This window comes from Rhodanobacter sp. OR92, from assembly GCF_000427545.1.
In the GTDB taxonomy this organism is placed as follows: domain Bacteria; phylum Pseudomonadota; class Gammaproteobacteria; order Xanthomonadales; family Rhodanobacteraceae; genus Rhodanobacter; species Rhodanobacter denitrificans.
This window is the reverse complement of sequence record NZ_ATYF01000019.1, coordinates 1-18713: the sequence shown is the minus strand read 5'-3', so window position 1 is coordinate 18713 and position 18713 is coordinate 1. Positions and strand designations below refer to the sequence as shown.

Annotated in this window: 16 protein-coding genes; 5 read left to right on the top strand and 11 right to left on the bottom strand. The window is 64.6% G+C overall.

Annotated features, from left to right (window positions below):
* Nucleotides 1–4 precede the first annotated feature (4 nt).
* From RHOOR92_RS0111110 to RHOOR92_RS0111090, 5 genes are all read right to left on the bottom strand, one after another.
* Nucleotides 5–634 (bottom strand): DUF6448 family protein, encoded by a 630-nt coding sequence (locus RHOOR92_RS0111110; RefSeq protein WP_027490247.1) that lies wholly within the window; start codon nucleotides 632–634, stop codon nucleotides 5–7.
* Nucleotides 635–950: 316 nt separating this feature from the next.
* Nucleotides 951–2126: a helix-turn-helix domain-containing protein gene (locus RHOOR92_RS0111105; protein WP_027490246.1), complete on the bottom strand. Its 1176-nt coding sequence runs from the start codon at nucleotides 2124–2126 to the stop codon at nucleotides 951–953.
* Between the two features lie 18 nt (nucleotides 2127–2144).
* Nucleotides 2145–3704 (bottom strand): FGGY-family carbohydrate kinase, encoded by a 1560-nt coding sequence (locus RHOOR92_RS0111100; RefSeq protein WP_027490245.1) that lies wholly within the window; start codon nucleotides 3702–3704, stop codon nucleotides 2145–2147.
* Nucleotides 3701–5323, bottom strand: a complete 1623-nt coding sequence (locus tag RHOOR92_RS0111095; protein WP_027490244.1) for a glycerol-3-phosphate dehydrogenase/oxidase — start codon at nucleotides 5321–5323, stop codon at nucleotides 3701–3703. The genes RHOOR92_RS0111100 and RHOOR92_RS0111095 overlap by 4 nt, the downstream gene beginning before the upstream one ends.
* A complete protein-coding gene (locus tag RHOOR92_RS0111090; protein ID WP_015448166.1) occupies nucleotides 5320–6918 on the bottom strand; it encodes an FAD-binding oxidoreductase in 1599 nt (532 codons plus the stop codon). Before RHOOR92_RS0111090 ends, RHOOR92_RS0111095 begins: the two co-directional genes overlap by 4 nt.
* A gap of 536 nt (nucleotides 6919–7454) precedes the next feature.
* Between RHOOR92_RS0111090 and RHOOR92_RS0111085 the strand changes: the two genes are divergently transcribed.
* The 3 genes from RHOOR92_RS0111085 to RHOOR92_RS0111075 all read left to right on the top strand — a co-directional run bounded on the left by RHOOR92_RS0111085 (nucleotide 7455) and on the right by RHOOR92_RS0111075 (nucleotide 10691).
* Nucleotides 7455–8162 carry a transposase gene (locus RHOOR92_RS0111085; protein ID WP_015448168.1) on the top strand — a complete coding sequence of 236 codons (708 nt, stop codon included), beginning with the start codon at nucleotides 7455–7457 and terminating at the stop codon, nucleotides 8160–8162.
* Between the two features lie 269 nt (nucleotides 8163–8431).
* Nucleotides 8432–9820, top strand: coding sequence for an MmgE/PrpD family protein (locus RHOOR92_RS0111080; protein ID WP_027490243.1), 1389 nt, complete (start codon nucleotides 8432–8434; stop codon nucleotides 9818–9820).
* Between the two features lie 37 nt (nucleotides 9821–9857).
* Entirely contained in the window at nucleotides 9858–10691 is an 834-nt protein-coding gene (locus RHOOR92_RS0111075; RefSeq protein ID WP_027490242.1) for a phosphosulfolactate synthase, read from the top strand.
* Nucleotides 10692–10993: 302 nt separating this feature from the next.
* Here RHOOR92_RS0111075 and RHOOR92_RS20095 read toward each other — a convergent pair whose 3' ends face one another.
* Both RHOOR92_RS20095 and RHOOR92_RS20090 read right to left on the bottom strand, forming a co-directional pair.
* Nucleotides 10994–11428, bottom strand: coding sequence for a hypothetical protein (locus tag RHOOR92_RS20095; protein ID WP_338053097.1), 435 nt, complete (start codon nucleotides 11426–11428; stop codon nucleotides 10994–10996).
* Nucleotides 11373–11726, bottom strand: a complete 354-nt coding sequence (locus RHOOR92_RS20090; RefSeq protein ID WP_338053098.1) for a transposase — start codon at nucleotides 11724–11726, stop codon at nucleotides 11373–11375. Before RHOOR92_RS20090 ends, RHOOR92_RS20095 begins: the two co-directional genes overlap by 56 nt.
* A 294-nt stretch (nucleotides 11727–12020) precedes the next feature.
* Between RHOOR92_RS20090 and RHOOR92_RS0111065 the strand changes: the two genes are divergently transcribed.
* A complete protein-coding gene (locus RHOOR92_RS0111065; protein WP_027490241.1) occupies nucleotides 12021–14396 on the top strand; it encodes a TonB-dependent receptor in 2376 nt (791 codons plus the stop codon).
* Nucleotides 14397–14415: 19 nt separating this feature from the next.
* On the opposite strand, the gene RHOOR92_RS18705 is transcribed toward RHOOR92_RS0111065, so the two are convergent.
* Entirely contained in the window at nucleotides 14416–14859 is a 444-nt protein-coding gene (locus RHOOR92_RS18705) for a transposase (RefSeq protein WP_231378371.1), read from the bottom strand.
* On the opposite strand from RHOOR92_RS18705, the gene RHOOR92_RS19625 reads away from it, so the two are divergent.
* Complete coding sequence (locus tag RHOOR92_RS19625) at nucleotides 14858–15016, top strand: hypothetical protein (RefSeq protein WP_155950226.1); 159 nt, start codon at nucleotides 14858–14860, stop codon at nucleotides 15014–15016. The two genes, RHOOR92_RS18705 and RHOOR92_RS19625, sit on opposite strands and share 2 nt — an antisense overlap.
* Before the next feature lie 226 nt (nucleotides 15017–15242).
* On the opposite strand, the gene RHOOR92_RS0111055 is transcribed toward RHOOR92_RS19625, so the two are convergent.
* From RHOOR92_RS0111055 to RHOOR92_RS0111045, 3 genes are all read right to left on the bottom strand, one after another.
* The gene (locus RHOOR92_RS0111055) at nucleotides 15243–16058 is read right to left on the bottom strand and encodes an arginase family protein (RefSeq protein WP_027484657.1); all 816 of its coding nucleotides are present in this window, start codon (nucleotides 16056–16058) and stop codon (nucleotides 15243–15245) included.
* 43 nt (nucleotides 16059–16101) lie between these two features.
* Nucleotides 16102–16821, bottom strand: a complete 720-nt coding sequence (locus RHOOR92_RS18700; RefSeq protein ID WP_037115325.1) for a transposase — start codon at nucleotides 16819–16821, stop codon at nucleotides 16102–16104.
* A gap of 418 nt (nucleotides 16822–17239) precedes the next feature.
* Nucleotides 17240–18598 (bottom strand): IS701 family transposase, encoded by a 1359-nt coding sequence (locus RHOOR92_RS0111045; protein ID WP_155950204.1) that lies wholly within the window; start codon nucleotides 18596–18598, stop codon nucleotides 17240–17242.
* Between the last annotated feature and the right edge of the window lie 115 nt (nucleotides 18599–18713).

Sequence of the window (18713 nt, the reverse complement as noted above, 5' to 3'; positions counted from 1 at the left end):
GTACTCAGTGCGCGTCTTGCCCCACGGCCACGCTGTGCTCCCCCGCGCCATGGGCGGTGCCTGCCCCCACCCGATCCACATTCTCGACGTAGTGGATGTACTGCACGTAGTCGTTCACGTAGGCCCGGCCGTTCGCGACACTGGTATCGGCGCTGGCCCGTGCCGCCCGTGCCGCCGCGTAGCGCGCACGGATGCCGTGCTCGATCTTGCCGGTGATTTCGGTGACGAGTGCGTCGACGTTGCCGCCCTTCAGGGCGGCATCGGCGGCGGCCACGCTTGGCTCGATCCCTCCGGCGGGCTTGATGACGCCGTCGAAGGCCACGCCCTCCGAAGCGCGATGGACTCGAACCAGCGTTTCGAAGAAGTGCATGTCGGCCAGCTGGCGGGCTTCCGGGCCCAGCTGACGCAGCTTGCGGGCCTGCGCATAGGCGCGCTTGACGGTCGCCTCCTCGCTTTCCGGCACCCACTTCAACAGCGGGGTGATGTCGCCGGTATTGAGGGCGACGGTAGCCTGGGTGATGACCGGGCCGTCTGCCGCATCGCAGTGGGCGGAGGCGGTTCCGACCATGCCGAGGCCGAGTGCGGCGGCGACGCCGACCGCGATCACGCGTTGGCGCAAGATGGAAAAGTTCATGGAGTGCTCCTGTTGAATGGTTCGGGACGAAGCGCCGAGCCGGTACCGACAGTTCGCGGCCCGATCCCTTCGCTGGGAACCATGATGGGGTCCGCCAGTGGCGGCGTCGTTCGCACGCACGCACTCGAACGCCCCCAAGGTCAAGGCGTTATTTGCCTGATAAACAAAGAGTTGCTGGTTCGACCTTGAGCACAACCGAAAGTCGATCCGAATGCCGCCGCTGCCTTGCCATGGCGGACCGGACTACCCGCAGGTTTCGTCGTGCCTGCCGGACACCGCCGTTCGCCGGGATCGCGCCACCGGGTGGTTCGGCCCGTCAGTCGAGCGGCGCCACCGGCGGCAACTGAACGTGGGCAGCGCGGTACTGGCTGGGGGTCATGCCGGTCGATTTGCGGAACGCCGTGTTGAAGACGGATTTCGAATTGAAGCCCGCGTCGTACATCACCTGCAGGATCGTGTCCGTGCAGGTGCGATCCGCCAGCCGGGCCTTCGCCTCTTCCACTCGGTAGCCACTGATGAACTCGAAAAAATTCTGGTCGAAGCCCTGGTTCAGCAGGCGCGACAGCTCGCGCGGCGCCACGGCCAGCGCGCGGGCGAGCTGCGCCACGGTCAGGTTGGAGCCCAGATGGGGGCGCTGTTCGCGCATGTACTGCTGCAGTCGCTGCCTGAGCGCCTGATCGTCGTTGGCCGCCGTCGCAGGCGGCGGCGATGCGGCTGCCGCCACGTCCTCCAGCAGCGCCGCTTCCTCGGCATCCAGTCCGCGGAAGATCACCGGTTGGCGCAATGCATTGAGCAGCAGGTAATTGACGAACACGAACCCGGTCACACCGGCAAAGCCCACCACCCAATCCGCCTCGCCGGGACGCTTGAAGATGTGTGCGGAAAGGCAGTACAGCAAGCTCACCAGCCATACCGCGAAATAACCCAGCAGCAGCGAGCGCAGCCACGACAGCTGCTTGTTCTCGAGGTCGGAAAAAACCCGCCGCAGGCCCGCGCCGAAACGCGAAATGGCACGGATGGTTGCGTACAGGTAGCCAAGCACCACGGCGTGGATGGCCACCGCCAGCAGCGGCGAGGTCAGCACACCCGGATAATCGCGCCGCTGCAGGATTTGCAGCTTGATCGCGCTCGGCTGCTGGTAGTACTCGACGATCAACACTCCTGCGACCACCCAGAACAGCAGCGTATGCACCAGATGCTCCTTGCGCAGACGGAAATCGCGGAACATCAGCGCCCTGGCATACAGATACAGCGCGCCCGCCTGCAGCAACCCGAGCAGCGTGCCGAGATAGGCCAGCCCTGGATGGCGCAGCGTGAGCCCGGTGCCGTAAAACAGGATTTCCGTCAGACCGCCGGCAAAACTGATCAGCGTGACCACCAGCAGCCGATTGCTGGTCGTGCGGATGTTTTCGGGCAGCAGCAGGAACGCGGCCAGTGCCAGCGCCTGGATGATGCTGGTCACCAGCAGGATGTCGATCAGCGAAAACTGCATGGCGCGCGCCTCGTCGATTCAGGCCGGATAGCCGGTGATCTGGCGGATCTTCCGGTACAGCGGCCGCAGCTGGCGGTACATGCGCAGATACACCTCGGCATACAGCTGCTGGTAGATGCGTTGCGCCTGCGGGTCGGGCTGGAACACCTGGCCGACCCGGGTCATCGCCCTGATCGCGGTCGGGAAATCCGGATGCAGGCCGAGCCCCACCGCACAGCAGATCGCCGCGCCCAGGCCGGAGGTTTCGTAGACCTGCGGGCGTTCGGCCGGCAGGCCGAAGACGTCGGCGGTGAGCTGCATCGCCGCCTCGCTTTGCGAGCCGCCACCGGAAACACGCAGCCGGGTGATCCGGGTGCCCGAGCGCCGCTCGATCTTCTCCTTGCCCTGGCGCAACGCGTAGGCGAGGCCTTCCAGAATCGCCCGGTAGACATGCGCGCGGGTGTGCACATCGCCGAAGCCGATGATCGCGCCCTTGGCCTCCAGCCCCGGATCGCGGATCCCGGGCGACCAGTACGGCTGCAGCATCAACCCCATCGAACCGGGCGGTACCGCGTTGACCAGCTCGTCGAACAACGCCTCCGGCTCGACGCCCAACGCCTGCGCGCGCTGCATCTCGCGCAGGCCGAACTCCTGCTTGAACCAGCTGACCATCCAGAAGCCGCGGTAAATCATCACCTCGGTATTGAAGTGATCGGGCACCGCGGCCGGATACGGTGGAATCATCGGCACCGTTTCCAGGTAGCTGCGCCGGGTGGTGTTGATGGTGGCGGTGGTGGCATAGGACAGGCAGGCCGTGTCCGGCTCGACGCCGCCAGCGCCAAGCACCTCGCAGGCCTTGTCGGCGCCGGCAGCAATCAGCGGCAGGCCTTCCGGAATGCCGGTGTGGCGGCTGGCTTCGGCACTGATGCGGCCAAGCTGCTCGCCCGGCTTGTAGAGCTTCGGCAACTGCGCACGACGCACCGGCATCGCCTGCCATTTCCAGTCGCGCGGCGCCGCCCAGCGCAGGCGCTTGTAATCGAACGGCAGGTAGGCCACGCAACAGGCCACCGAATCGACATACTGCCCGCACAGGCGCTGACTGAGAAAGCCCGACAGCAACAGCACCTTGTGGGTCTTCGCCCAGATTTCCGGCTGCTGCTGGGCAACCCAGTTGACCTCGGCCTGAGCGCGGAAATAATCCACCGTCGCCTGCGCGCCGGCCAGCTTGAACAGCCAGCCCCACGGCCCCTTGATCCGGCCACGCACCTCGGCGCGGCGCTGATCCAGCCACAGGATCGCCGGGCGCAGCGGCCGGCCGTGTTCGTCGACGTTGATCACGGTGCCGCGCTGGGTGGTCAGCGACACGCCCCTGATCAGGCTGCGGTCGATATCCAACTGCGCCCACAAGCGTCGACAGGCCTCGCCCACGCTGGCCCAGTAATACTCCGGATCCTGTTCGGCCCAGCCCGGCTGGGTGGAGTAGTACGCCTGCAGCTCGACCTTGCCCTTGCTGATCAAATGACCGTCCAGATCGAACAGCAACGCGCGCACGCTCTGGGTGCCATTGTCGATCGCCAGCAGGTAGCCTTGCTCGCTCATGGCTCCGCGCCCTCCGCTGGTTGCCGCACTGCCACGGGCTCGGGCAGGCTGTAGCAACGCCGCCAGAGTGCCAGATAATCCTGCTGCTCACGCTCCCAGCGCTGGTCGCTCCAGCCCAGCCGCGGCTGGCACAACGCGCGGATACGCGGCAGCTCGGCCAGCGCACCGCCGGCCAGCAGCAGGCCCAGCCGGGTTCGCCGCAGCAGCAGGTCGTCGAGGTGCAGCACCAGTTCGTTGTCCGCCGCCCACGCCAACTCCGCCCACAGCGTTTCGGTCGCGCCGACCCGTTCGCTGCCGACGCTCGCCAGCAGCGCCAGCAATCCTGGCAACGCTCGCCCGTGACGCCCGCGCAGGCGTCGCTGCCGGGCCGGGCTGAGCATCGGCAACGGTAGCGGCTGGCACGGGCCGAACACCGCCGCCGGCGGGTCACCCAGCGCGCGGCCGACGAATCCGGCACAAGCGCGCAGCACTTCCAACGCGAGCGGGCGGAAGGTGGTCAGCTTGCCGCCGGCCAGCGTCACGCAGCCCGGTTCGATCCACAGTGCGTGCTCGCGGTTTTCGTCGGAGGGTTTGCGGGCTGGCGCGCCGGCGCTGACCACCGGCCGCACGCCGGCCCAGGTGGACAGCACGTCGCCGGCGCGGACCCGCGCGCCGGGGAACATCTGCGCGATCGCGGCGAGCAGGTAATCCAGCTCCTCGGTACTGATGCGCGCCTCCCTGTCCAGCGGGTCGTGATGATCGAGATCGGTGGTGCCCACCACGGTGGCACCTTCCCACGGAAACACGAACACCGGCCGCCGGTCGGCGGCGTGCATGAAGCTGATGGCGTGCGCCACCGGCAGCCGCCACGCCGGCAGCAGCAGATGGCTGCCGCGCAGCGGGCGGATATGCCCGGGGTGGCTCGGATGGCGCAACTGATCCGCCCACGCCCCGGTCGCCTGGGCCACCGCCAAGCTGTGGAAGCGGTAGCGCCGGCCACTTTCGACATCCTCAGCGAGCACGCCGACGACCCGGCCGTCCACGCGCAACAGCTCTACCACCCGCATGCCGTTCAGCGCCTCGCCACCGTCGGCGCGCGCCTCGCCGAGCACGCGCAATACCAAGCGTGCATCATCGGTCACCGCGTCAAGGAAGCGCGTGCCGCCGAGCAGACCTTGCTGTTTCAGACCCGGTGCCAGATAGCGCAGCGGCGGCGGCGGGTAATAGCGATGGCGGCGCTGGCCGGCCAGCGCGTCGTACACCGTCAGCAGGCCGCCGAAAACTTTCGGCCCAGGGAAGTCGCCGCGGTAATGCGGCAGCACGAAGCTCAATGGATCGACCAGCCCGGGGGCCTCGTGCAGCAGGCGCTGGCGTTCATGCACCGAAGCACGGGTCAGCCCGAACTGGCCCTTGGCGATGTAGCGCAGGCCGCCGTGCACCATCTTCGACGAGCGGCTGGACGTGCCCCAGGCGAAATCGCGTTGCTCCAGCAGCAGGCAGCGCCAGCCGCGCCGCGCCGCCTCGCGCAGGATGCCGGCGCCGCAGATGCCGCCACCGACCACCAGCAGATCCCACTCCTGCGCCGCCAGCCCGGGCAGCGCATGTTCACGCCAGGCAGCGTTCCAGGCGGTGTTGCTCACGACTGCTCGATCAGCACGCCGGGCACCAGCTGCTGCTGCGGATCGAAATGTGCGGACAACGCCCGCAGCGTGGCCATGCCCAGCGCCCCCTTCTCCACCGGCAGGTATGCGGCGTGGTCGCGCCCCACCCCGTGCTGATGGCTGATGGTGCCGCGCTGGCCAACGATGGTCAGGCTGGCCGCGTGCTTGAGGCGCTGCCAGCGCGCCAGCGCTTCGGCATAACTGGCACCTGGGCGGAACACGTAGGTGGTGTACAGACTCGAACCCTCGCCGTAGGCGTGCGACAAATGGGTGAACACGTGCACCCGTTCGCCTTCGGCGGCCAGGCCCTCGCGCAGACTCGCTTCGACCTGCTGCAGCAGGTTGTCGACGTTGCTCCAGTCGGTGGCGGTTTCCAGCGTGTCCACCACGTAACCGGCGCTCCACAGGCTGTGCCGCAGATACGGGAACCCAAAGCGGTGCTCCGCCCACTTGCGGCCCAGCACCCGGCCGGTGAACACGCCGCCGAAACCCTTCAGCAGCTTTCTGGCCTGCCGCAGCGAGGCTGCGTTCTGCACGCGGTTGCCGGTGACGCCGAAGGTGAGCATGCACTTGCCGTCACCGGCACCGCGCAGCGCCAGATACTTTTCCAGCCAGGCCATCGGCCGCGGCTGGCCGGCCAGCACCAGCTGGGTCTGTGTCTCGACCGCGCCGGACAGGCGCAACATGGACAGCGGCACGCGCGCCTGCACCAGCTGGCGGACCGCCTGCATCGCCTGGTTCCAGTCGGGCAGGAATACCGCGTAGAAATGCTCCTGCGCGGCCAGCCGGGTGATCCGCACCTTGACCTCGGAGAGGATGCCGAAGCGACCTTCCGAGCCCAGTACCAGCTCGCGCAGATCCGGCCCGGCGGCGGACGCCGGGAAGGCCGGAATCACCAACGGGCCGGCGAAGGTTTCCAGCGTGCCGCCGGCAAACAGCTGCTCGATGCGGCCATAGCGCAGCGACTGCTGGCCACTGGAACGGCTGGCCACCCAGCCACCCAGCGTGGACAGCTCCCACGATTGGGGAAAATGGCCCAGCGTGTAGCCGTGTGCGCGCAACTGGCTTTCCACTTGCGGCCCGTTGGCGCCCGGGCCGAAGGTGGCGAGCAGGCTGTCCTCGTCGATCTCGAACAGCTGGTTCAGGCGTTCCAGCGACACCGTCAGCACCGGCCGCGCGGACGCTGGCGGGTTGATGTGGCCAACCACCGAGGTGCCGCCGCCGTAGGGAATCACGACCACGTCGTGCGTCCTGGCCCAGTCCAGCAGCTCGCGGACCTGCGCGGCGGTTTCCGGACAGGCGACGCCGTCGGGAAATATGCCGAACTCGCCGGAGCGCATCGCCAACCAGTCCGGCAGGCTCTGCCCGCGGGCATGCCGCACGCGCTCCTCGGCAGCCACGCTGACCAACGGATGCGCCGGCAGTCGCGAAACCGGCACCGTGCCCAGCACCTGCGCCAAGCTGGCATCGGCCAGCCGTTGGCCGGGGCCCACCCGCGCGGCGAGAAACGCCTCGCCGGCGGCCGGCAAGGCCATGACGGTCGTCTCTTCGCCCCAGCCGTTCCAACGCCGCATTGCCCACTCCGAGTGCTGTCGCCGACACTCCATACTATCGCGCATGTCGCCCGGTTTTCTGCACCCCTTCGGTCCCTCGCCGTCACCCATGGCGGCTCCGGTGAACAACGATCGGAGCACACGCAATTTCCTGAAACCGAGCGGCGCGGTATTGGCCATGGGCGCGGCCGGTGCCGCCACCGGCGGATTGCAAAATCCCTGCCGACGTTCCCATAGTTGCGACCGCATCCCCACCGTAGGACACCCAGCACAAGAAGACTGCCGCTCTGGGCTCGGCGCTTGTTTCGCTTGCCTGCCTCTTTTCCATCACCGCATTCGCGGCGCCTCCGACGAGCCGGGATGCGGCGAAGATCACGCCCGACATGATCCAGACCGCGTCGGGAAACCGGGACGGAGGAAGTTAAAGGGGGAAACCGGGACGGAGGAAGTTAAACGACCCTGAAACCCGGCTTGCACTTACCCACACCATCTGGTCTTGCCGATGCCATCCGCTGCTGTGCACGCAGACACTGGGGTACCAATCCACGGTCCCTCACATGCCTCGCCAAGCTCGCCTGGAAATTCCCGGGGTACCGCTCCACATCACCCAACGTGGGGTCAATCGATGCGCCATCTTTCTGGATGACGAAGACCGGCGCCACTATCTCCGTCTGCTGGGCGAGAGCGCCGCGAGCCACGGTCTGCGCATTCACGCCTACGTTTTGATGGGCAATCACGTGCACCTGCTCGTCAGTTCCGACGAGTCCGGCCAGGTATCGCTGGGCATGCGCCAACTGGGTCAGGCCTATGTCACCGCTTTCAACCGTCGCCATGGGCGCACCGGAACGCTGTGGGAAGGGCGCTTCAAATCCAGTCTGGTCGACTCGGACCGCTACCTGCTCGCCGCCTATCGGTATATCGAGCTCAACCCGGTTCGTGCCGCGATGGTCGAGAGGCCCGAACATCACCACTGGTCCAGCGTGCACGCCAACCTGGCACTTTGCGAAGACTCATTGGTGACACCCCACGCCTGTTTCATCGAGATGGGGACTACGCCACAGGTGCGCGCCGAAGCCTATCGGACATGGCTCAAACAAGGCGTCAGCGACGACGAGCTGATCGCCATTCGCCAGCACCTGCAGCAGGAACGCGCCTTTGGAAGCAAACGCTTTCAGGCCATGGCGGAAAGAACCTTGGGGCGTCCGGTGAATGTGCGGCGACCTGGGCGGCCGGGGCGAGACCAAGACAAACCCAAAGGCATTTAACTTCCTCCGTCCCGGTTTCCCGCCCAGCAGAACCACACGATAAGGGGCAACCCGCCGCCTTTCGTCGCTGTTCCAGCTGCTGCCTGGACGGTTACGTCAAAGCCTTTTTACTGGGGATTGATGCAGATCACCACGACCCGTCTGCGATCAGTCCATCATCATGTAACGCGAATCATTCGTATCGGCACCCGGACGAGCTGTGCCCTTTCGCGTGTATGAAATTGCGCTTGCGTGTCGATACGCCTCTTGACCAGGGAGAGTCTCTGACCATGACTGAAGTCCAGCAATTGGCGGCCTTTGTCCACGGTGCCCAGTACGTACAAATCAGTGCGCAGGCAGTGGAACAAATCAAGATCCGCATCCTCGACACGCTCGGCGTTGCCATCGGCGCACTCGATGCGCCACCTCTGCGGGCGATCCGCAAGCTCACCGAATCACTCGGCGGCAACAGCGCTTCCACGTTGATTGGCGGTGGCAGCTCGGCGCCCGACCGGGCGGCGTTCTACAACATCGGTCTCAGCCGCTATCTCGATTTCATGGACAGTTACCTCGCCCCGGGCGAGACCTGCCATCCATCGGACAACATCGGTGCGGTGTTGGCGGCGGGCGAAAGCGTCAACGCCAGCGGCAAGGATTTGCTCACCGCGGTGGCAGTGGCGTACCAGGTGCATACGCGGCTGTCCGATGTGGCGCCGGTACGAGCCAAAGGTTTTGATCACACCGTGCAAGGCGCATACGCCGTAGCTGCCGCGGTCGCCAAGGTAATGAAACTCGACGTGGCCAAGACGGCCAACGCGATCGCCATTTCCGGCACCGCCAACAACGCCCTGCGCGTCACCCGCACCGGCAATCTGTCGAACTGGAAAGGCCTGGCCTACCCGCAAGTCGGCAAGGAAGGTACGCACGCGGCGCTGCTGGCCAGCGTGGGCATCAGCGGCCCCGAGCAGGTGTTTGAAGGCAACAAGGGGTTGAAGGAAACCATCACCGGCCCGTTTGATATCGACTGGTCGCGCGAAGATCTGGAAAGCGTCCTGCGCACCATCATCAAGAAGCACAACGCGGAGATCCATTCGCAGTCGTCGATCGATGCAGCCATCGAGATCACCGCTCGGCCCGGTTTTCGCGCTGATGCAATTCGGGCGGTGCACATCACCACGTTCCAGGTCGCCTACGACATCATCGGCGGTGGCGAGGAAGGCGACAAATGGCATATTCGCAGCAAGGAAGAGGCGGATCACTCGCTGCCGTACATGGTGGCCGTGGCGTTGCTGGATGGCGAGGTACAACCGGCCCAGTACGCTGCCGAACGCATCGTCGGCGCAGACGTGCAGGCGCTGCTGCAAAAAACCACGGTGACACCGGACGCCGCATTTTCCGCCCGCTTCCCGAAGGAAATGCCCAGCAAGGTGGAAGTGGAATTGAACGACGGGAAAATATTCTCTGCCACCGCGGCGGCCTACAAGGGGTTCACTTCGCAGCCGCTGGATTGGGCCAGTGCCTGTGAAAAATTCGATCGGTTGGTGACGGCTTTTGCGGGCGCTGAACTGGCCGACAAGATCGCGCGCACCGTGCATGGGCTGGATACCCACAGCGTGCGCGACTTGACCGCATTACTGGCAAAGGTTCCGTCGCAGCGCCACATCTCGGCTGCCGCCTGATCCCTGCACTACCCCCTGCAACGAAAGGAGAAATACCATGGCTACCACCAGTTTCGACTTCGTCCCGCGCGCGTATCGCCCCGACAAACCCCGCTCGTTCGGTCTGACCGAAATCCGTGGTCCGTATTACGCCACCTATGGCACGCGGCATCTGGAAGACGTGCTGGACGTCGCCGGCCAGTGGGTCGATGGCGTCAAATGGGCCGGCGGCTCGTTCGCCCTGCTGCCGCGCGAACAGGTACGTGCCTTCAGTGATCTGGCACACAAGCACAACGCCTACATTTCCTCGGGCGGCTGGATCGAAACGGTATTGCGCTACGGCCCGGATGCCGTGGACAAATACCTGAAAGAAGCCAAGGAAGTCGGCTTCGATGTGATCGAAATTTCCACCGGCTTCATCACCATCCCCACCTCCGGCCTGCTGCGCCTGATCGAGCAGGTCAAGAAGGCCGGGCTCAAGGCCAAACCGGAATTGGGCATCCAGTTCGGCTCCGGCGGCGATTCCACCGAGACCGAGTTGGCGGCCGAAGGCAAGAAGGATGTGGGCGATCTGATCAATCGCGCCAAGAGCGCGCTGGATGCCGGCGCCGACATCATCATGATCGAGTCCGAAGGCATCACCGAGAACGTGGTGACATGGAATACCGCGGCGGCGGCTTCGATCATCAACGGCGTGGGCCTGGAGCACGTCATGTTCGAGTCGGCCGACCCGTTGGTGTTCGAGTGGTACATCAAGAACTACGGCAACGAGGTCAACCTGTTTGTCGACCACTCGCAGATCCTGCAGCTGGAAGGCCTGCGCCAGAACATCTGGGGCAACAAATCCACCTGGGGCCGCATTGCCAATCCGGCACCCGCAAGGGCTAAGTAACCCGAGGTGAGGACCTGCAACACGGCGTTCTGGCAGGTTGCCGGTGACAACCGCTGTTGTATGTTCCGTTGAAAATCACCGGCCGGCGTTCCTTGGCAAAAGGTGTCAGGGACAATTTGAACATCCCTGCGGCGAGACCGGGACCGGGACGGAGGAAGTTAAATCCCGTTCCGGTGCCCTTCAAAGCTTGAGCTTGTATTCTTGCACCAGCTGCCGCTCCCTCGCCGACCACACCGGGCAGAACGCCTCCACCGCCTCCATCAACTCCCCCCAATCCGACAGATCGCCCCTGCCCGCCGGAACTAAAGCGGGTCAGAGCCCGTTCCATCAGATTCACTGCTGCGTCTCGGGCGGTGCGCAGGGCGGACGCTGGCGCAACGGCCCATCATCGCCTCTATCCCGCGCTGGAATCGCGGCAAACCAAGCATGCGTTGCTGTTGGACATAGACATAGGCACGAATCTCGGCCAGACGATCCGCGCTCAATGCATCCTTGAATAATGCTCGATAGGCGACGCAACGTTCCGCCGCATCAGCGCCAAAACGCAGGTATTCCGCGTGTGGGACCACCACCGCGTCTGGCAGCAATTGCGCATTAGCGTGATAGCTCGACCACGCATGGTTCCCCGGGTCAGCCACCATGGCGGCACGGACCGGGTTCAACTCGATATAGCGATAACAGCTAAGCAGGTAGCGCTCGGTATCGACCAGACAAGACTTGCAGCGGCCTTCCCACAACGCACAACGTGCCGGTTCGTCGATACCGCCCGTTGATGTAACCCACGTATTGCCGACCGAGCCACTGCATCATCCGCGACACCGCACCAGCCGATGAGGGTGTCACCAGCACATGCACGTGATTGGTCATCAACACATACGCGTGCACCACACAGCCGTAACGGATGGCGGATTCCCGCAACCCGGCGAGGTAACGACGATAGTCGTCCTCCACGTAGAAACACGGCTGTCGATCGTTCCCTCGCTGTACGACATGCTGCGGCACGTCCGCAAGACCTGGCCTGGGTTGGCGGGGCATCCGGCTTCTCCGTGGCAAACACCACGTCAGCCTGGCAACCCATCGCCGCCCCGCCTATCAGGCTTCCCTCGTCCCCACGTCGGCCCGGCCAAACCTTCTTGGTAAGGGGCTCTGACCCGGTTAGCTTCACCCGGTTAGCTTCTCGTACGGGTTTGCGGGGGGCAGCGCGGGATGCGTGCTGACTTGCATCATGTGCGTTTGGATGGCTGAGCGTTACTATGCCGCGGTTTTGCGCAGACGATGGCCGGGCAACGATGCCCGGTCAGCGCGCGTGGTCAACAAGGAAATTCGCTCATGTTTCTTCGAATCAGTACTCTGGCGCTCGCCGTCGCTGGTGCGCTCGGTGCCAGCTCGGTCGCGTGCGCGCAGGACACCGGCGCCGTACCACCAGCTACCAACCTGCAGACGGTGGTGGTCACCGGTACGCGTACGCTCGACCGCACCATGGCCGACTCGCTCGCCCCCGTCGATGTGTTGACGACGGCCGATATCACGGCGACCGGCGCCACGGATCTGCCCAGCGCGTTGAACGTGTTGCTGCCGTCGTTCAATTTCCCGCAGGCCACTTTGTCGGACGCCACCGATGCCAACCTGCCGGCGCAATTGCGCGGGCTGTCGCCGGATCAGACCCTGGTGTTGATCAACGGCAAGCGGCAACATCCCACGGCCACGCTCAACAACGTTGAAGTGATGGGGCGTGGGTCGTCGCCGGTTGATCTGTCGGCGATTCCGCTCAATGCCATCGAACGGATCGAGGTGCTGCGCGATGGCGCCGCCGCGCAGTACGGTTCGGACGCGATTGCCGGCGTCATCAACATCATCCTGAAGCAGGGGCCCGGGCACGGCTCGGTCGACGTGGGGCGAGGCATGTGGGCGGGCAGGCAGGGCGGTACGTCGACGGCGGGCGCTGACGCCGGCTTCCGCGTTGGCGACGGCTGGCTGCGCGTTGCGGCCAACTACCAGAACCAGGACCCGACCAATCATGCCGCTGTCGATCGCCTGTTTCCCGGCGATTCCAGTTACGGCCGCGTCACCTTCCACTACGGCATGCCCGAGAAGATCGCCAGGCAGGCCGCCATCAACGGCGAATATCCGCTCGGTGAGCACGCGACGCTGTATGTGGCGAGCCTGTTCAACAAGCGCGATGTGAGTTCGCCGGGTTTCTTTCGCTGGCTGCCCATGTACGAGGGTGCGAGCCCCGCGGCCGCAGCGGTTTACCCGAACGGCTTTTTGCCGGTGGGGAACAGCGCGATCCGCGATGACACCTCGCAACTCGGTGTGCGCGGTGAAGTGGCCGGCTGGCATTACGACGTGGGCGCGGCGACCGGTGGCAACCACTGGAAACTCGACACCTCGAATACCTTCAACTATTCGCTTGGTGCCGACTCGCCCACCGCGTTCTACATCGGCACACTGACGCTGCGGCAGAACCAGCTCAGTGCGGACTTCAACCGCGATTTCGACATGCCGTGGCAACACGCACTCGGCGTGGCGTGGGGCTTGATCACGCGCGAGGAGACTTTCGCGATCAAACCCGGTGATTCGGCCTCCTATGCCGGTGCTGGCGCGCAGGTGTTTCCCGGCTATCAACCCACCGATGCCGGCTCGCACAGCCGTCACAACCAAGCCGCTTACGTCGATCTGGAAACCGATTTCACCGACAAGTTCTCGGCTGGGCTTGCCGCACGGCAGGAGCATTACAGCGACTTCGGCAACACCACGTCGTGGAAGCTTTCGGGTCGCTACACGATCACACCGGTGGTCGCGCTGCGCGCCTCCGCGTCGACCGGCTTCCGTGCACCGTCGCTGCAGCAGGAGTACTACTCCGATACCGCCATCGACATCATCAACGCCGGCTCGGGTCACCAGAGCTTGACCACGGTGCGTACTTTCCCGGTTGCTGATCCGGCCGCCATCGCGTTGGGCGCCCAGCCGCTCAAGCCTGAGCGCTCGCGCGATTACAGCGCCGGGCTGGTGCTGACGCCGGGGTTCGGCCCTTACGCCACGCTGGATTTCTACCAGGTGGATATCAGTGACCGCATCATCCTCAGCGAAGATCTGACCGGTCCGGTGGTTGAGGATTACCTCACCTCGGTGGGCATCCCGTTCGTCAGCGGTGGTCGCTTCTTCACCAATGCGGTCAATACGCGTACGCGCGGCGTGGATCTCGTCGGCACGTGGCCGCTCACCTTTGGCGCGAACGATCTCAAGTTCACGGGCGGCTACAGCCACAACCAGACGACGATTCGCCACATTCGCGCCAACCCGCCGCAACTCGGCCTCGCCGGGCTTGAGTTGCCGGTGATCGGGCGCGAGGAGGCGGGCATCATCACCGAGGGTAGCCCGCACAATAAAGCGTTTGTCGGCGCGAACTGGCGTCGTGATAAGTGGACGCTGCACGCGCAGCTGACCCGCTACGGTGCGTTCACCTTTGTGGTACCGGTGCTGCCGGGCGATCAGACCTACGCCGCGCGCACGCTCACCGATCTCTCCGCCAGCTACCGCGTGGGCAACTGGACGGCGACGTTGGGTGCGAACAACCTGTTCAATGTCTACCCGCAGCACAGCAGCCCGACCAACGATTTCTACGGTCTGCTGCCGTACCCGGAAGGCTCGCCGTTCGGCTTTAGTGGTCGCTACGTGCACGTCAACCTTGGCTATCGCTGGTAAGCGATGCCGGCAAAAGGTATCAGGGACAATTTGAACGATAGCTCGACCACGAGTACTCGTTCGGCTGGGCCACCATCCACGCGCGAACCGGATTGAGCTCGATGTAGCGACTGCAGGCCAGAAAGTAGCGCCCCGAGTCCACCAGGCACGCCTTGAAGCGCCCTTCCCACAGCGTCCCCGTACGCCCGTGCCGACCATTGAACGAGCCGACGTAGTTGCGCGCAAAAGTGTGCATCAGCCGCGACATCCCACCCGCCTCGTCAGGCGTCAGCAGCAAGTGCACGTGGTTATTCATCAGCACATAGGCATGCAGCCTGCAGCCGAACCGCAACAGCGCCTGCCGCAGGCACTGCAGATAAAGCTGGCGATCCTCATCGTCCAGAAAACATGGCAGACGATTGTTGCCCCGCTGCACCACGTGCTGCGGAACGCCGGCGAGTTCGAAGCGTGGAAGTCGCGCCATGCCGGACAGGATCACTCAGCGCCCGCCCCGCTACGATCAGTGCGAGCCGCGCCAGACCCTCATCCCACCAGCCCGGCTGCTGTCAGAAATTGTCCCTGACACCTTTTTGCAGGAAAAGCACGCCGGTACGCTGATCAAGCCGGCGGCAACCGAGTGAGTTCGCTGCGCGGGCCTGCCCTGGCGGTGCCCGCGTGAGCGCGCCGCCAACCAAGGCAGGTCAGAACCGAATGACACTTGCTTAAGGGCAGTCCACTGACCCGGCCGGCTTCCTGCCGCCCACGCGGGCGACCAAGGCCGGCCAGCGCCAAGGGTAGGGTTTAACTAGCCACGCCCCCTTTATTCCCTCTGACCTTAGGTATCCGAACAGCTACAAGTGAACCCGATCACTGCCTTGTTGCGGCGGCCTTGCATAGCCGTTCGACGAAGCCACTGCCGTGCCGCGCAGCGCGTTCGTCCGAAGGTGCAAACTCGGTGATCGTCAGACCGACCAGATCGGCGGCAACGCTGCGCACCAAGGCAAGCCCGGCGTCGAACGGCAGCTTGCCATCGGGATAGGCAACGTGCGGGAATTCAGCAGGATCGAGCGCGTCCAGATCGAAATGAATGTGGATGGGCCCCGAACCGACCTGTTCGGCGATGCGTTGCCCGGGTTCCAGCCACCTCAGGTCACGAGCTCGCTGGAACGCCCAATCGCCCTCATCGCCAACATGTGCCGAGAAATAACGGAATTGTGTCGGTGACAGCGGTGTCGAAAGCAACGCCTGCAGCTCGACTGGAGCGGAACCCAGGATCGCGGCCACCGGCATGCCGTGGAAATTGCCGCTGGGCGTCGTGTTCACCGTGTTCGCGTCGAGATGCGCGTCCACCCAGATCACGGTCAGGTCCGGATATCGTCGACGAAGGTAGTCGATGACCGCAATATCGCAGGCGCAATCCCCGCCGGCGGTCAGGATGCGCCTGGGCTGCCTCGCATCAAGGATCGCCTGGGCCGAACGGAATTGCTCGGCGATCGCTGTCCAGCGCCGGACACCGCCGCTGGCCTCGCCCCCGCCAGCCTCCGGGACACGCTCGAGTGGCCCGTAGTTGCGGCAGACATCGGCCGCGGCCTGCGCGCCCCGACGCAGGTGTTCCGGGCGTCCTGAGCCTTGCCATTGCGGATAGGACAGCACCAGATCGAATGGATGATCGACAGCTTGCACGATTTCGCCCCCCGGGAACGTCGGATCAGTAAATCAAGGCGAATCAAAGCGGGTCAGAGCCCGTTCCGAAAGCATCTTTGTTCCGTCGCGGGCGGTGGGCGGCACGGACGCTGGCACAACGGCCGATCATCGCCTCGATCTCGCGCTGGAATCGCGGCGTGCCAAGCGCGCGCTGCTGCTGCACGTACGCACGAATCTGGGCCAGGCGATCATCGTCCAATACTTCCTTGAACAGTTGCCGGTAGGCAACGCAGCGTTCCGACACATCGGTACCAAGACGCAGATATTCGACGTGCGGCACTACCACTTTGTCCGGCAACGCCTGCGCGTTGGCACGGTAGCTTGACCACGCATAATCGGCCGGATCGGCCACCATGGCTGCCCGCACAGGGTTCAGTTCGATATAGCGATAGCAGGTGAGCAGGTAGCGCTCGGTATCGACCAGGCAAGACTTGTAACGGCCTTCCCACAACGTGCCGGTACGCCGATACCGTCCGTTGATGTAGCCCACATACTGGCGACCCAGCCACTGCATCATCCGCGACACCGCGCCAGCCGATGACGGTGTCACCAGCAAGTGCACGTGGTTGGTCATCAGCACGTACGCATGTACCGAACAGCCATAGCGGATGGCTGATTCGCGCAATCCGGCAAGATAACGTCGGTAGTCGTCAGTCACGTAAAAGCATGGCTGACGATCATTGCCCCGCTGAACCACATGCTGCGGAACATCGGCAAGATCAGGTCTGGGTTGGCGCGGCATCCGGAGTCTCCCTCGGCACTACTCCAGCCTGCCAAGCCGATCACGTCCTGCCCATCAGCCTCCACCCCTCACCACGTCAGCCGCCACGAACCGTGCTTGTAAGGGGCTCTGACCCGGTTAGTTGGACTTAAACCAAACAGCCTCCACGGAACCCGAGGCGATTCACTGGTGCGATCTTGGCACCGCATCGAACACGACAGCTGGTGGTCAGCGGGAAGACGGGTACATACTCTTCGCCAGCGCCGTGGAGGGGCACGTGTGCCCTTTCACTTCAGCGGCGAAATGGTGACTCCTTTATTCTCTGGGGCTACTCATGGCAAACAAACGATCTAAGGATCAGAGCTGGTGGACTACCCTTCCCGGGGTGTTAACAGGTTTGGCCGCACTGCTTGGTGCGATTACGGCGATGTATCTAGTTCTACTGTGTCACTAAAGACGTTTGATGCTCGGATGCGCCATGCCGCAGCAAGGACATCGCGCCAACTGTCGTGCGATCAGGCGGGCGAGACGAAAGTGTACGGTCGCGATCGAGAGCGGTTGATGGCGCTGCATCGGCCCCAGCCCCACGCGGGCGGAAGCCTTCGGGTACGGCAGGCGCCTTGAATCGTGCACGGTTTTTTTTACTGCCACGCAAGCGCTCCAACGTCAGGAAGCCGTAGGCCGCGATACACAGGCTGGCGTGATGATGAAAGCCGCGCCAGTTGCGCCCCTCGTAGTGACCCAAGCCGAGTTCTTGCTTGAGTTCCAGGTAGTCCCGCTCGATGCGCCAACGGCCCTTGATGGTGCCGACAAGGGCCTTGAAGGTCGTCGCTTTCGGCAACGTCGACAACCAGTAGCGTAGCGGTTCGGCGTCGCCGCCAGGCCATTCGATGACCAGCCATTCGGGCGCGCGATCGCGGTCGTCGTGGGCGGCGACCACGCGTACGCGGGCGAAGCGGCCGGACAAGGGTTCGGCGGAGCCCTGCCGCCAGGTAATGGTGCGGTACGCCCGCGCCGGCAACGCCTGCGCCAGCGCACGCACACTGATCGGCCGGTGCGCCGCATCGCGGCATACCCGCACGCGGGGGCGTCCACCACCCGTCGCAGGCGGTGGTGGCGTGGCTGGTTGATGCTTGCCCCACCACACCGCCGTGAGCGGCCTGACGCCCAGCGCGTAGATCAGGTCTTGCGTGCTCAGCGCATCGCGAAGCGTGCTGTCATCGCCGTAGGCGGCATCGCCCAACACGACGCCTCGCGGCACGCCCGCCGCGACGGCGGCGCGGATCTGCGCCACCGCAATCTGGTTCTTGGTCAGAAAGCCGACTGATGCGGGCACCCCAACAGCGGCACATCGCTGCGGGTCGTCGGTCCATTCGGCCGGCAGGTATAGCTGATACGCCAACGGCAGGCTGTTGGAGTCCGTCGCCAGCGACAAGCTCACCGCCACCCGACAGTTGTCGGTCTTGCCGGTCTGCCCGCAGTACTGCCGGGCTACGCCCACCGAGTGCCTACCCTTCTTCGGAAAGCCGGTGTCATCAATGATCCAGAAGCACGGTGTGGTTCCGCCGTGCGTCAGCACGGGCAGCACCTGTTCGGCTACGGCGGCCAGCAAGGCATCGTCGTTCCATGCCGACGTCGACACCAGGTGATGCATCGACTGGTGGGTCGCCCGTACATCTTGCGGCCGCACCCGTGCCGCCATCGGCTCCACGCTCTTGCGGCCGCCAGGCAGCATCAAACCCTGCAGATACCAGCGCGTGGGCGCCACCCGATCCGCGTGCCCCATGGCGATGACCATCGCTTCGCCATACCGCTCAAAGCGGCCTTCCAGACCGATGCCCATGACCCACCTCCTCGCAGGTTGCTAGAAGATGCCGTGATCATGCCATATATTTATTGACACAGTAGAACTA

Bases quoted from the DNA above. Each gene is read 5' to 3' on its own strand.
- RHOOR92_RS0111080 (WP_027490243.1), top strand. From the start codon at position 8,432: ATGACTGAAGTCCAGCAATTGGCGGCCTTTGTCCACGGTGCCCAGTAC.
- RHOOR92_RS0111065 (WP_027490241.1), top strand. From the start codon at position 12,021: ATGTTTCTTCGAATCAGTACTCTGGCGCTCGCCGTCGCTGGTGCGCTC.
- RHOOR92_RS0111105 (WP_027490246.1), bottom strand. From the start codon at position 2,126: ATGCAGTTTTCGCTGATCGACATCCTGCTGGTGACCAGCATCATCCAG.
- RHOOR92_RS20090 (WP_338053098.1), bottom strand. From the start codon at position 11,726: ATGCCCCGCCAACCCAGGCCAGGTCTTGCGGACGTGCCGCAGCATGTC.
- RHOOR92_RS18700 (WP_037115325.1), bottom strand. From the start codon at position 16,821: ATGCCGCGCCAACCCAGACCTGATCTTGCCGATGTTCCGCAGCATGTG.
- RHOOR92_RS18705 (WP_231378371.1), bottom strand. From the start codon at position 14,859: ATGGCGCGACTTCCACGCTTCGAACTCGCCGGCGTTCCGCAGCACGTG.
- RHOOR92_RS0111085 (WP_015448168.1), top strand. From the start codon at position 7,455: ATGCCTCGCCAAGCTCGCCTGGAAATTCCCGGGGTACCGCTCCACATC.
- RHOOR92_RS0111100 (WP_027490245.1), bottom strand. From the start codon at position 3,704: ATGAGCGAGCAAGGCTACCTGCTGGCGATCGACAATGGCACCCAGAGC.
- RHOOR92_RS0111110 (WP_027490247.1), bottom strand. From the start codon at position 634: ATGAACTTTTCCATCTTGCGCCAACGCGTGATCGCGGTCGGCGTCGCC.
- RHOOR92_RS0111090 (WP_015448166.1), bottom strand. From the start codon at position 6,918: ATGCGGCGTTGGAACGGCTGGGGCGAAGAGACGACCGTCATGGCCTTG.
- RHOOR92_RS0111045 (WP_155950204.1), bottom strand. From the start codon at position 18,598: ATGGTCATCGCCATGGGGCACGCGGATCGGGTGGCGCCCACGCGCTGG.
- RHOOR92_RS0111075 (WP_027490242.1), top strand. From the start codon at position 9,858: ATGGCTACCACCAGTTTCGACTTCGTCCCGCGCGCGTATCGCCCCGAC.
- RHOOR92_RS19625 (WP_155950226.1), top strand. From the start codon at position 14,858: ATGCCGGACAGGATCACTCAGCGCCCGCCCCGCTACGATCAGTGCGAG.